Raw genomic sequence first — 13,502 nt, 5'->3', positions numbered from 1 at the left:
TCAAATGGAAAGGTATATTATCGGTATAGATTCGGGTACTACCGGAATTAAAGCGGTGCTGTTTGATGAACAGGGGAACGAGATAGCAAAAAAGGGTATTGGGCTGAAAGGATACTTTCCACAGGAAAATCAGTACGAAGAAGACATGGAGGAAATCTGGGAAAAGGCACAGATATGTGTAGAGAGTGTAGCTGCTCAGGTAGACCGTAATGCTATCATAGGAATCGGTATCACAGCTCAGGGGGATGGACTGTGGATGGTGGATGAAGATATGAAGCCGGTGCGCAGAGGGTGCTGTTTTTGCGATGGAAGGGCAGCAGAGTTTGTAGACCAGTGGGTGGAGGACGGAACATGCGAGCGCTTATTTGAACTGACGGGTACATGGATATTTACAGGAAACCAGAATGGCATTGTGCGCTGGATGGAGAAGTATGAGAAAGAGTCTCTCGAAAAAAGCAGATGGCTGCTTCATTTGAAGGACTATCTGTTCTACAAATTCACGGGAGAGGTTACAACAGATGCCACAGACCAGTCGCTTATTTTCCTTGATCAGAATAAACGGGATTATCTGGAGGAGGCATTTGATGTATGTGGGTTAAAAGCATACCGTGAGAAATATCCTCCCGTAAAGACTGCAAAAGAGAACACATATTTCATTTTGCCGGAATTGTCTGAGAAAATAGGACTTACAGATAAAGTTTTAGTAACATCAGGCCCCATGGATGTGGGCGCCTGTGCTCTGGGCAGCGGTGTAATTGATAATGCCCACTGTTGTTCCATAATAGGTACTGCTGCCCTTCATGAGATGGTGATTGATAAACCATTGCAGGATGCAATAAAATCAGGTATGACCGTGTCGCATGTGATGGAAGGCAGATGGCTCAGGCTCATGGCCTCTTTAGCTGGTACTCCTAACCTGGAATGGATGCTACAGACGATTGGCAGCCAGATAAAAGAAGATGCAGAGGGATTGGGGAAGAATGTTTACGATTATATGGAAGAGATGATTAAGGATGTTCCTATTGGCGCTCACGGCGTGATGTATCACCCTTATCTTCTTGCAGGAGGAGAGAGGGCGCCTTTTACAGATTCCAGAGCAAGGGCCAGTTATACTGGACTCAGTGTGAAAACAAGCCTGGCGGACATTGTGAGAGCCACCTATGAGGGTGTGGCCTTTGCCATGCTGGACTGTTATGAACATATGCCTCTTACACCAGAACAAATAACAGTTTGCGGAGGCGGATCCGGCAGTAATACCTGGTGTCAGATGTTTGCCGATGCTCTGGGAAGCCGTATTGTGACCGTGAAGGGTGACGAGCTGGGGGCAAGAGGCGTTGCCATTAACAATATGGTAGTTCAAGGTATATATGGCAGTTACCAGGAAGCAGTGTCAAAAATTGTGAAGACGAAGATGGTTTATGAACCAAATATGGAACATCATAAAAAGTATATGAAATTCTATGAACTATACAAAGAATTATACACCTCGATTCAAAAGACCTGGAAGACGAGGGCAACTATCTTGAAGGAGTAATCATATGTTGTATGAAGAAGCCAGACAGGAAATTTTAGATGTTTGCAGACGAATGGTCGGGAAGGGGTATTTTCTGGGAACCTGGGGAAATGTAAGTGTACGGATAGGTAATCATATTGTGCTAACTCCCAGTAAGGTTGAGTATGGAAGCATGGAGCTGGAAGATTTTGTTGTTATTGATCTGGAAGGCAATAAAGTGGAAGGCAACCGTACCCCTACATCCGAAAAAGAAGTCCACCGTCAGATTTATCTGGTGAGGGACGATATAAAAGCAGTCATACATGCCCATACACAGAAAGCCATGGCTGTATCAGCATTACCAATCTCGTCGGTACCCTGTATGGTGGAGGAAATGTCACAATTGTTCGGCGGCAAAATCCCTTTATCCAGGCAATATATTCCGGCAGAGCAGCATCAGAGCCTGGGAAGAGGGGCAGCCGAGGTGATTGGAGATAAGAATGGCCTCATACTGCGCAATCATGGACCCGTAGCTTGCGGAAGGAATCTCTCAGAAGCTGCCCTGACAGTAGATGTTATGGAAAAAGCGTGTGCCATTTATCTGGATATTATTAACCGGCCAATAAAGGAGATACCATCCAGATTTGTCCAATCGGAGCGGGAGAGGTTTCTGTTTAAATATGGGCATGAGAATACATAGCATGATATGGCGATAGAGTGAGGGGGAATTAATGCTTTTTTGTTGAGGTTAAAATCATAGTATGATATAATCAAATGTATGTTTCATCAGAAAGTAAGAAAAGAGTCAGTGAATATCATATGAATAGAACAGAACGACTTGCAGAGATTAAAAAAGTAGTTGAAGAATCAGGCCGTATAGAGGTCAATGATTTAAGCGATATGTTCCATGTATCGGAAGTTACAATCAGAAAGGACCTGTCTCTTTTAGAGGACCGACAGTGTATCCGAAGGATACACGGAGCCGCTCTTCCTACAGGTGAAATCAGTGATGCAGAACCAATACGTGAGGATTCACTGGGGATGCATATTGAATATGACCGGAGGAAGGAAGAAATTGGTAAGATTGCGGCTTCACTGGTTACGGACAGCGGTTGGGTGTTCATAGGACAAGGAACCACCTGTTACTATATTGCCAGAGAATTGGCCAAGCTGGAGGAGGTCAATGTATTGACGAATAATCTTTTGGCAGCCCAGGCACTGGCTAAGAATAAACAGGCTAATGTCATTGTCACCGGCGGGAATCTGGTACATAGCCATCTGTATGTAGCAGGTGAGATGTTCATGCGTAATCTGGATAAAGTGTATATATCTAAGGCATTTATGGGGGTTGGAGGAGCGGACTTGTCTGCTGGATACACAGTGAATTACTCCACAGAGTTAATTGTATACCAGACCATAAAGGCAATTGCTGACCAGCTAATCATTGTATTGGATTCTTCTAAATTTAACCGTACCACATTTCTCAGCCTGGGTTCTTTGACTTTTTCTGATGTGATTATATCGGATAAAGGAATCCCTGCATCTTACAGAGAATTTTATGAAACGAATGGTGTCAAGGTTTTGAACTAGCGCTTATTTGGAACCCCACGTTTGTCCGAACACGCTACAGGTTGCAAAGGGGAGCCTCTGTCACAATGGTTCCCTTTCGTTTCTTAAAATCCAAGAGCAGGATACTTTATTTGAAAATACATGATTCTAATTCGGGAACTTTTCTATCTATGATTCAGTTCTATATCTGTCACGATTCCCGTGATTTCCTCAAAACCGCAATTGAAAACTGCATAAAGACGGCCGGACTATATAAGAGTAAAAACACCATAACAGGGCGAGTTACCGCCTTTGGATGTTAGAGGAGAATATGATGATAATTCAAGGTGTGAGGTACATGACAGATTTTGAGGCCAAAAAAGCTATTTTGGATATAGGAAAGCGCATGTATGACAAAGGCTTTGTGGCCTCGAATGATGGGAATATCAGCTGCAAGGTAGGAACAAATACCATATGGACCACGCCGACTGGTGTCTCAAAAGGTTTCATGACCCAGGATATGATGGTAAAGATGGATTTGAATGGAAATATCTTGATGGGGAGATATAAGCCCTCATCAGAGGTAAAGATGCACTTAAGAGTTTATAGAGAGAATCCGGATGTGCAGGCAGTGACACATGCTCACCCGCCTGTGGCTACCAGTTTTGCTATTGCAGGAATCCCCTTGGATAAAGCAGTGCTGACGGAAGCTGTTATGGGATTAGGTACCATACCTGTGGCGCGTTATGCGACCCCAGGTACAGAGGAAGTACCGGATTCTATTGCTCCCTTTGTGAATACCCATAATGGCGTGCTTCTGGCTAATCATGGTGCTTTGACATGGGGAAAAGATGTGTATCAGGCATTTTACAGATTAGAATCGGTTGAGTATTACGCTACGATCCTGATGTATACGGGTTATATAATTGAGCGTCAGAATACGCTTTCCTCCAGCCAGGTAGAGCGGCTGCTTGAAATCAGAAGGAAACTGGGCATCACCACGGGAGGTATCCCTACCTGCGCCGGCGTTAATGAGGCCGATGTACAGGGGCAGAGAAGAAGCTCCGATGAGCTGTCTGAGTCACTTAACCTAAAGGGAGTAACAAGGCTTATTAGACCAGGGGACGTTCAGCAGGGAACAGGGGAGAGGCCGTCTGCACCAGACAAATCAAAAGAAGAAATTATTGGGGAGGTAGTGAGGCGGGTTTTGGAGCAATTGAAGCAGAATCATTAGGGGGATACTATCATGGAAATAAGTGAAAAAGAGATAGAAGCCATTGTGCGGAGCGTGTTATCCGGATTGGCACAGAAGGATTTTCAGGCAGGTGCATTACATATAAATGACAGGACGTGCAGCAATGGGCAGGATGGGATTTTTGAACAGGTTGAGGATGCCATTGAAGCGGCTAGAACAGCACAGAAGGAATGGATACATAGATATAAACTGGAAGACAGAAAAAGAATCATTGAGGCTATTCGGGCGGCATCCCGTGCTCATGCCGAATCTTTGGCGAGGATGGTCCATGAGGAAACAGGAATGGGACGGTATGAGGATAAGATTATAAAACATATGGCTGTTATTGATAAGACTCCGGGGGTGGAATGCCTGGTGACAGATGCTGTTTCAGGCGATGAGGGATTGATGATAGAGGAACAAGCTCCCTTTGGCGTGATTGGCGCCATCACTCCTTCCACGAATCCCACAGAGACTATGATTAATAACACTATTAGTATGATAGCCGGAGGCAATGCCGTAGTGTTCAATGTCCATCCGGGGGCGAAGAGGTGCAGCGCCTATTGTCTGCAAATGCTTCACCGCACGATTGTGGAAAATGGCGGCCCCAAAAACTTGATTACCATGCAGAGAGAACCTGATATGGAGGCTGTTCACAAATTAACTTCAAGTCCGCATATCCGCTTGATGGCGGGAACCGGAGGGATGGGGATGGTACATTCTCTGCTTTGTTCCGGAAAAAAGACCATTGGTGCGGGGGCAGGAAATCCGCCAGTAGTGGTGGATGATACGGCAGATTTAAGCCTGGCGGCCAGGGAGTTGTACAGAGGGGCATCCTTTGACAATAACCTTCTCTGCCTGGCTGAAAAGGAAGTTTTTGTGATGGACAACGTAGCTGACGAACTGGTGGACAGGCTGGTCGGAGAGGGGGCTTATCTGCTGGACGAGTCACAACTGACTAAGATTACAAAGCTGGCTATGGTGAATAAAGCTGGAAATTATGAAGTAAACAAAAAATGGGTGGGAAAGGATGCCGGTACGTTTTTAGAGGCAATCGGCATACAAGAACATAAGAATCCGCGGCTTCTTATTTGTGTGACGGACAGGAGCCATCCTTTTGTCAAAGTAGAACAATTAATGCCGGTATTACCGATCGTGCGTTGCGAAACATTTGAGAAATGTGTGGAATGGGCAGTGGATGCTGAGGCAGGAAACCGTCACACCGCATCTATATTTTCAAAAAATGTGGAGCATATGACACTGTTTGGTAAGGAGATAGAGACTACAATTTATACAAAAAATGGTGCTACGTTAAAGGGAGTAGGAATCGGTGGTGAGGGACATACCACAATGACCATCGCGGGACCTACCGGAGAAGGACTTACATGCGCCAGAAGCTTCACCCGCAGACGCAGGTGTATGCTTGCAGAGGGTGGTTTAAGAATCGTATAAGTCCCATGTGCCGTTCTGACCGAAAAAAGAAAGAGGTGAAGATATGGCATTGGGTTTTCTGGAGTGCGCTGGTTACGGAGCTGTGTTGTATGCTATGGATCAGGCCTGCAAGGCGGCCGACATAAGGATTATGGGTATTGACACAATTAACTCCAAGGATGGCTCTGCATTCATTCCCCTGACGGTCCAGGTTAAATTTGAGGGAAGCGTGGACGATGTAAAGATTGCCTGTGCAGCGGCAAGGGACGCCGCTCTCATGTTTAATAAGCCTGGGGATGTTCTTGCAGAAATCATTGAAGGGCCTTATGACGGGACCAATTCATTGTCAGTTATAACAAAAGTACCATTTAAATGAAAGCATAACAAAAAGCATATCAGGAGGTAAGAAAGATGGCATCTACATCAATAGGTCTTATTGAAACAAGGGGATTAACGGCATCCATTGAGGCTGCGGACGCAATGCTCAAAGCGGCAGATGTGGAACTTTTGGGGACGGAGAAAATAGGCTCCGGTCTGGTAACCGTGATGGTTACCGGTGAGGTTGGAGCCGTGAAGGCTGCTACGGAGGCGGGACAGGAAGCTGCTTCCAGAATTGGTGAACTGGTTGCAGTACATGTGATTCCCAGACCACATCAGGATATTACCAGAATATTGCCGCGCTTGAAATAAGACATATATCATATAGAGGACAGGACGCCATGGGAAAGATAGGTAATGCCATAGGGGTTTTAGAAATCAGCTATTATTCCAATACGGTAGTTGTCGTTGACCAGGCATTGAAGGCGGCAGAGGTAGATATAGTCAGTTTCCACAGAAAATTGGGAGGAAAACTATGCCATGCAGTCCTGGCAGGCGGGACCTCGGCTGTAGAGGCAGCCATGGAGGCGGCTGTCCAAGCAGCGGAGATAGTGGGGGCGGACGCCATAAAAGTGGCTGCAGTTATCAATGCCCCGCATCCGGAGATAATGAAACTTTTAAATATGATCGAGGAGGTAAATTAATTATGGCAGAAACAGGTATGGTTTTAAAGAAAGGAATGCTGGCATTGGGGATGATTGAGACCAGGGGACTGACGGCATCCATTGAGGCTGCTGATGCAATGTTAAAGGCAGCCGATGTGGAATTGGTCGGAACAGAGAAGATAGGTTCGGGTCTGGTGACGGTTATGGTCCAAGGTGATGTTGGAGCGGTGAAAGCAGCTGTGGAAGCGGGGCAGGATGCGGCCAGCAGGATAGGCGAGCTGGTAGCTGTTCATGTGATTCCACGTCCACATACATCGGTAGGCGCTGTACTTCCCTTCATTCGGTAACAGCAGGAGTGATATATGGAGAGAAGGGACGATGAAAACAGGGAAATGATGATTCAGGCCATATCATCATTGGTTTATGAACAGTGGGAACGTCTGAACAGGGATCCGTATCTGGTCCCAGTTGGAATTTCAGCCAGACATGTCCACCTCTCCAGGGAACATGTAGCTCAACTGTTTGGTCAGGGATATACTCTTACACCCATGAAGTATTTGAGTCAGGCTGGTCAGTTTGCATGTTTGGAACAAGTAGCTGTCCAGGGGCCGAAGGGCAGCTACGAGAAAGTAAGAATACTGGGACCTGAGAGAGGTAAAAGTCAGGTGGAGATGTCTGCCGGTGATTGCAGATTTCTGGGAATTGAACCTGTTGTAAGGACGTCGGGAGAGATAGACAATACGCCTGGAATCAGATTAAAGGGACCCTGCGGGGAAGTAGCTCTTACAGAGGGTGTTATGGTGGCGGATAGACATATCCATATGACCCAGGCAGATGCAGCATGGTTTGGCGTGTCGGACCGGGACCGGGTGAATGTCAGGGTCCCGGGTCCCAAGGGAGGCATTTTAAGCCATGTAGTGATTCGGGTTGGCGCTGATAGCCGTTTGGATTTTCATATTGATACAGACGATGCTAATGCATTTCAGTTAAAGCAGGGGCAATGGCTGCCTGTCAGAAAGGAAATGTTTGAATGATATTAGGTACAATCAAAGGCAATGTGGTCTCAACAAGAAAATGCAGCAGCCTGGTTGGTTTTAAGCTCCTCCTTGTAGAACCATTTTATGGAGAAAAGAGGAATATCATTGTCGCGGCGGATACCATTGGGGCAGGAATCGGTGAATTGGTTTTGGTGACAACGGACAATACCACGCAGTACGCACTGGACCGTTCAGCACCCGTGGATGCATTTGTGGTTGGTATAGTGGATTCGCCGCCCCAGGCAGAACTGTAGGGATTCAGAGGACTTACTTTTGGATTACTGCACAGACTTTAATGAAAGAGGGCATGGATATGGAAAAGATACATGCAGTGACGACCAGCTTATTTGGGAAAGGTTCTATCGCGCTGCTTCCAGAAGAACTAAAAAAGAGAGGACTCACGCGAGGGCTTATTGTCACGGATTCCTTTTTGTATAAAAGCGGGGCGGCGGACCGCGTAGGGTCCTGCCTTTTAATGGCAGGTCTGGAATATGCTGTGTATTATCTGGTGCAGCCTAACCCCACCATAGAGGTTGTGGAAGAGTGTCTGAAAGCCGCTGTTGCTTTGGAGATAGATGTACTGGTGGCTGTGGGAGGCGGTTCTGCCATTGATACCGCTAAAGCTGTCAGTATTGTACTTGCAAACGGCGGTCAAGTTAAGGACTATGAGGGGGTTGGCAAGTCCAGAAAGCCAGGAATCCCTATTGTAGCTGTTAATACAACGGCAGGTACGGGATCTGAGGTAACATCCTTTTATATTGTCACGGATTCTGATACTCATTCCAAAATGTGTATGGTAGATACAAACTGTATGGTAACTATAGCTGTGGATGATGCTGATTTTATGATGACAATGCCCAAAGGTCTTACCGCATCCACTGGAATGGATGCAATGACCCATGCAGTGGAAGCTGTAGTAGCAAAACGGGCAACACCTTATACAGATAAAGATGCATTGTGGGCTATAAAGACTATAAAAGAATATCTTCCAGCTGCCGTTTCAAATGGAGGTGATGTAAAGGCAAGAGAGATGATGGCCTATGCACAATACAGCGCCGGAATGGCATTTTCCAATGCAGGGCTGGGTATCATTCATGCTATGGCCCATGCACTGGGTGGCCGGTTTGGGCTTCCGCATGGACTTTGCAATGCCATATTACTGCCTTATGGCATGGAATTTAACGGTACAGACAAAATTACCTCCCGGGAATTTAAAAAGATAGCGGCAGCTCTTGCTTTGCCGGGGGCGGATTCCATGACTGGTTTTCAAGCTTCCACGGCATCCGCGGCATATCTGAGAGAATTTTCCGCGTTGCTGGGCCTGCCCCAAAGACTGAGAGATATGGAAGTAAATCCTGAGATTTTTGATGAACTGGCAGAGACAGCCATGGAAGATTCGTGCATGGATGATAATCCCTTTAAACCTACAAAGGAACAGGTGGAAGATGTGTACCGGAGAGCTTACTAGTTATGGAAAAAGCTTCTGTCTGGTTTTATAGGTGAATTTAGCTGATATTATTGTTTTATGCTGCACGGTTTTGCGGATAAGAGGGAATGTGGACAAAGAGTTACCAATCGTCCATATCTCTCAGACACGTATAAATAGTGCAGTTTTTTTATGGGTTTAAACGTGAGAAGTAAAGGTGCGATGGAATTTAGACCTAGCCAAGATAAGAAAAAGATTGTATAATTCAACTAAAACATAGCTAAAAAAGTATCATACTAATTGTTTCAGAAAGGGGAGCATATATGTTAATTGGAGCATTGGAAGCAGGCGGCACTAAGATGGTGTGCGCCGTAGGAAAGGAAGACGGTACCATATTGGAGCAGGTATCCATACCCACCACAACACCGGAGGAGACCATACCTAAGCTCATTGAATATTTTAAGGATAAGGAGATCGAGGCCCTGGGCGTGGCTGCCTTTGGCCCTGTGGATGTGAAGCCGGAGTCAGAGACTTACGGATATATCCTGGACACGCCTAAGCTGGCATGGAGGCATAAGGATCTTTTGGGCAGGCTTAAGGCTGAGCTTAAGGTTCCCATGGGACTGGATACGGATGTGAACGGTTCCTGTCTGGGAGAGGTGACATACGGATGTGCCAGGGGACTGGACAGCGTTATCTACATCACCATAGGAACCGGTGTGGGCGTGGGCGTATGCATCAATGGAAAGCTGCTGCACGGAATGCTTCACCCGGAAGGAGGCCACATCCTTCTGGCGCGTCATGAGGACGATTCAAAGGGCGGTATCTGTCCTTATCACAAAAACTGTCTGGAGGGCTTTGCAAGCGGTCCCTCTATCGAGGCCAGATGGGGTAAAAAGGCCGTGGAACTGGTGGACAGGCCCGAGGTATGGGAGATGGAGAGCTATTACATTGCCCAGGCTCTTGTGGACTATATCATGCTGCTTTCTCCCCGGAAAATTATTCTGGGCGGCGGAGTCATGCACCAGGAACAGCTGTTCCCTATGATCCGCCAAAAGGTGAGGGAGATGTTAAACGGCTATATCAAGACAAAGGAACTGGAAGACATGGACAGCTACATTGTTCCGGCAAGCCTTCACGATGACCAGGGAATCATGGGATGCATAAAGCTGGGACTCAATGCGTTACAGGCATGACTTCCTTTGGAGGATTCTGATACATGTTAAACAGACAGCCGGTAAACTCGTTAAAAGGAATTGGCGAGAAGACAGGCAAACTATTTGAAAAACTGGGAGTTGTCACCATAGATGACCTGCTGTCCTATTATCCCAGGGCATACGATGCATACGAGCCCCCGGTGTCCATAGGGCAGTTAAAGGAGCAGGCTGTTATGGCTGTGGAGTCGGCGCTTGTCAGGGGAGCTGACCTGCTGCGTCTGGGCCATATGCAGATTGTCTCGGTGCAGCTTAAGGACCTGACAGGCTCCCTCCAGGTATCCTGGTATAACATGCCCTATATGAGGGCAAATTTAAAGACCGGCGTCACCTACGTATTCCGCGGCAGGGTGGTTAAGAAAAGGGGACGGATGGTCATGGAACAGCCGGAGGTATTTACCCCTGACAGCTACCAGGCCCTGGCCGGCTCCATGCAGCCTGTATACGGACAGACCAGGGGCCTGAGCAATAAGACCATTGTGCGGGCGCAGCAGATGGCCCTGGAAATGCGGAAGATGGAGCGGGAGTACATGCCGCCGGATTTAAGGCGCAGGTATGAGCTGGCTGAAATCAATTATGCCATGGAGCACATTCATTTCCCGGCTGACCAGACAGAGCTTCTGTTTGCCAGGAAACGTCTGGTATTTGACGAGTTCTTCATGTTCCTGGTGGGGGTCAGGCGTCTGAAGGAGCACAGGGAGGACAGGCATTCTGCCTTTATGATAAAGGAGTCGGAGGAGGTGGCTGCCTTTCAATCCAGTCTGCCCTACGCCCTTACAGGAGCCCAGGAAAGGGCTCTGAGGGAAGTATATGGCGATATGGGAAGCGGCCTGGTGATGAACCGCCTGATTCAGGGAGATGTGGGAAGCGGCAAGACCATCATAGCCATTCTGGCCCTGCTGGAGGCTGCATATAATGGATATCAGGGCGCGCTTATGGTGCCTACGGAGGTATTGGCCAGACAGCACTTTGAATCCATGACCGGCCTTTTTGAAAAGCAGGGAATCGAAAAGGTTCCTGTGCTGGTCACAGGCTCCATGACGGCCAAGGAAAAACGTCTGGCATACGCGAAGATTGCCAGCCATGAGGCGGACATTATAATCGGCACCCATGCCCTGATTCAGGAAAAGGTGGTGTACGACAACCTTGCCCTGGTTATTACCGATGAGCAGCACCGCTTTGGCGTGGGACAGAGGGAACTTCTCAGCAGCAAGGGACAGGAACCCCATGTGCTGGTTATGAGTGCCACGCCCATTCCGCGTACACTGGCCATTATCCTGTACGGGGATTTGGATATATCCGTCATAGATGAACTGCCTGCGGGACGCCAGACCATAAAGAACTGTGTGGTGGATCCGGGCTATCGTCCAAAAGCATATGCGTTCATCGAGCGCCAGGTGGCGGAGGGCCATCAGGCTTATGTTATCTGTCCCATGGTGGAAGAGAGCGAGATGATTGAGGCTGAGAATGTGCTGGATTATACCAAGGCCCTGAGGAAAGCGCTGCCGCCCTCTGTGACAGTGGAATATCTCCACGGCAAGCTGAAGGGTAAGGAAAAGAATGCCATTATGGAGCGCTTTGCAGCAGGGGAAATCCATGTACTGGTATCCACCACTGTCATCGAGGTAGGGGTCAATGTGCCCAATGCAACGGTGATGATGATCGAGAATGCAGAGCGGTTCGGCCTGGCCCAGCTCCATCAGCTCCGCGGACGGGTAGGAAGGGGAAAGGACCAGTCCTACTGTATCATGGTCAATTGTTCCCGGGACCAGGGGGCAGGGGAGCGCCTGGATATACTGAACCGTTCCAATGACGGTTTTTACATTGCTTCAGAGGATTTGAAGCTGCGGGGACCAGGGGATATCTTCGGACTGCGTCAGAGCGGGGATATGGAATTTAAGCTGGCAGATATATTCACGGATGCCAATATTTTAAAAAAGGTTTCAGAGGAAGTAAACCGGCTTCTGGATGAGGACCCTCAGCTGGAAAAAGATGAGCACAGGGAGCTGAAGCGGAAGGTGGAGGATTACCTGGGAACCAATTATGAGAAGCTGAACCTGTAGCGGATTTATATGGATTTGCTGTTTAGGGGCTGCTATATAAGAATTGCGGCATGAGAACTGCTGTATAAGAACCGCTGTATAAAAACAGAAAGGGGTGTTTTACCATGAATGAGACATTGAATACGATTTTGACCAGGAGAAGTACCAGAAAGTTTTCAGACAAGCCTATTCCGGAGGATGAGATGGAGCTGATTGTACAGGCTGGCCTTCATGCGCCCAGCGGGATGGGACTCCAGACATGGCAGTTTACAGTTGTGAGAAACAGGGAGAAGATCCAGATGCTGGCAGCGGCCGTTGAAAAGACACTGGACCGTCAGGGATATGATATGTACCAGCCCCAGGTTCTGGTCATTCCGTCCAATGAAAAGGAGAGCCGCTTCGGCAGGGAGGACGATGCGTGTGCCATGGAAAATATGTTCCTTGCCGCCCATTCCCTTGGAATCGGTTCTGTGTGGATTAACCAGCTCCAGGGAATCTGCGATGAGCCTGCCATCCGCCGGATTCTGACATCCTTCGGAGTGCCGGCTGACCATGTGGTATACGGTATGGCTGCTCTTGGATACGCAGCCGACACGAAGGAGGATAAGGAACGTACGGGTAAAGTGGTATATGTGGATTAGTCTGCATCTGTACGACTGATATGCCGATGACAGAAATAGGGATGACAAATGGATGATGAAAATATGATAAATTAATGACAAAATCCCCAGACTGTGTTTAACACATAGTCTGGGGATTTTCTGCTGTTTCCAGCAATGATACAATCTTACTTCAGAAATCCTTCAGAAAGGGAGGATTTATTTACCTGCCATCTGACGCTCCTGGGCTTCAATCATCTTCTTAACCATATAGCCACCTACGGAACCATTCTGTGCAGAAGTCAGGTTACCATTGTATCCGTTGGTTAACGGTACACCAATCTCGTTAGCAACCTCCATCTTAAATCTGTCCATTGCTTCCTTTGCTTCAGGTACATTTGTTCTGTTAGAATTGTTAGACATAATAAAACGCCTCCTTGTATTATATTTGCCATGAAATTGTTTAGTGGTTCATGGCTTGTTTTGTGTTACAATC

Annotated in this window: 16 protein-coding genes; 15 read left to right on the top strand and 1 reads right to left on the bottom strand. The window is 47.4% G+C overall.

Annotation, left to right across the window (positions count from 1 at the left end; all coding sequences use genetic code 11):
• The first annotated feature begins 4 nt into the window (after positions 1-4).
• The 15 genes from LI015_RS08500 to LI015_RS08430 all read left to right on the top strand — a co-directional run bounded on the left by LI015_RS08500 (position 5) and on the right by LI015_RS08430 (position 13,048).
• Positions 5-1,534 carry an FGGY-family carbohydrate kinase gene (locus LI015_RS08500; protein WP_054355087.1) on the top strand — a complete coding sequence of 510 codons (1,530 nt, stop codon included), beginning with the start codon at positions 5-7 and terminating at the stop codon, positions 1,532-1,534.
• Between the two features lie 4 nt (positions 1,535-1,538).
• Entirely contained in the window at positions 1,539-2,192 is a 654-nt protein-coding gene (locus tag LI015_RS08495) for a class II aldolase/adducin family protein (RefSeq protein WP_054355088.1), read from the top strand.
• Positions 2,193-2,311: 119 nt separating this feature from the next.
• Complete coding sequence (locus LI015_RS08490; RefSeq protein WP_021892846.1) at positions 2,312-3,082, top strand: DeoR/GlpR family DNA-binding transcription regulator; 771 nt, start codon at positions 2,312-2,314, stop codon at positions 3,080-3,082.
• A gap of 289 nt (positions 3,083-3,371) precedes the next feature.
• Positions 3,372-4,274 carry a class II aldolase/adducin family protein gene (locus tag LI015_RS08485; RefSeq protein ID WP_227124555.1) on the top strand — a complete coding sequence of 301 codons (903 nt, stop codon included), beginning with the start codon at positions 3,372-3,374 and terminating at the stop codon, positions 4,272-4,274.
• Between the two features lie 12 nt (positions 4,275-4,286).
• Positions 4,287-5,726: an aldehyde dehydrogenase family protein gene (locus LI015_RS08480; RefSeq protein WP_227124554.1), complete on the top strand. Its 1,440-nt coding sequence runs from the start codon at positions 4,287-4,289 to the stop codon at positions 5,724-5,726.
• 43 nt (positions 5,727-5,769) lie between these two features.
• On the top strand, positions 5,770-6,081 hold the full coding sequence (locus LI015_RS08475; RefSeq protein ID WP_021892843.1) for a BMC domain-containing protein: 312 nt from the start codon (positions 5,770-5,772) through the stop codon (positions 6,079-6,081).
• A 35-nt stretch (positions 6,082-6,116) separates the two neighbouring features.
• Positions 6,117-6,395: a BMC domain-containing protein gene (locus LI015_RS08470; protein ID WP_118018814.1), complete on the top strand. Its 279-nt coding sequence runs from the start codon at positions 6,117-6,119 to the stop codon at positions 6,393-6,395.
• A 29-nt stretch (positions 6,396-6,424) separates the two neighbouring features.
• Entirely contained in the window at positions 6,425-6,727 is a 303-nt protein-coding gene (locus LI015_RS08465; RefSeq protein WP_021892841.1) for a BMC domain-containing protein, read from the top strand.
• A 2-nt stretch (positions 6,728-6,729) separates the two neighbouring features.
• Entirely contained in the window at positions 6,730-7,035 is a 306-nt protein-coding gene (locus tag LI015_RS08460) for a BMC domain-containing protein (RefSeq protein WP_021892840.1), read from the top strand.
• 15 nt (positions 7,036-7,050) lie between these two features.
• Positions 7,051-7,722: a phosphate propanoyltransferase gene (locus LI015_RS08455; RefSeq protein WP_128132251.1), complete on the top strand. Its 672-nt coding sequence runs from the start codon at positions 7,051-7,053 to the stop codon at positions 7,720-7,722.
• Positions 7,719-7,979 (top strand): EutN/CcmL family microcompartment protein, encoded by a 261-nt coding sequence (locus tag LI015_RS08450; RefSeq protein ID WP_021892838.1) that lies wholly within the window; start codon positions 7,719-7,721, stop codon positions 7,977-7,979. Before LI015_RS08455 ends, LI015_RS08450 begins: the two co-directional genes overlap by 4 nt.
• A 59-nt stretch (positions 7,980-8,038) precedes the next feature.
• Entirely contained in the window at positions 8,039-9,193 is a 1,155-nt protein-coding gene (locus tag LI015_RS08445) for an iron-containing alcohol dehydrogenase (RefSeq protein ID WP_128132250.1), read from the top strand.
• A 281-nt stretch (positions 9,194-9,474) separates the two neighbouring features.
• A complete protein-coding gene (locus LI015_RS08440) occupies positions 9,475-10,347 on the top strand; it encodes an ROK family protein (RefSeq protein ID WP_002567530.1) in 873 nt (290 codons plus the stop codon).
• A gap of 23 nt (positions 10,348-10,370) precedes the next feature.
• Positions 10,371-12,428, top strand: a complete 2,058-nt coding sequence (recG, locus tag LI015_RS08435) for an ATP-dependent DNA helicase RecG (protein ID WP_002567531.1) — start codon at positions 10,371-10,373, stop codon at positions 12,426-12,428.
• Between the two features lie 104 nt (positions 12,429-12,532).
• Positions 12,533-13,048, top strand: a complete 516-nt coding sequence (locus LI015_RS08430) for a nitroreductase family protein (protein WP_002567532.1) — start codon at positions 12,533-12,535, stop codon at positions 13,046-13,048.
• A gap of 177 nt (positions 13,049-13,225) precedes the next feature.
• Here the strand turns inward: LI015_RS08430 and LI015_RS08425 are convergent, their stop codons facing one another.
• Positions 13,226-13,429 (bottom strand): alpha/beta-type small acid-soluble spore protein, encoded by a 204-nt coding sequence (locus LI015_RS08425; protein ID WP_002567533.1) that lies wholly within the window; start codon positions 13,427-13,429, stop codon positions 13,226-13,228.
• Positions 13,430-13,502 lie beyond the last annotated feature (73 nt).

The sequence above is a fragment of the Enterocloster sp. 210928-DFI.2.20 genome, assembly GCF_020554465.1.
GTDB lineage: Bacteria > Bacillota > Clostridia > Lachnospirales > Lachnospiraceae > Enterocloster > Enterocloster bolteae.
Note: the sequence above shows the minus strand (reverse complement) of the source record. Positions and strands in the feature narration are given on the sequence as shown.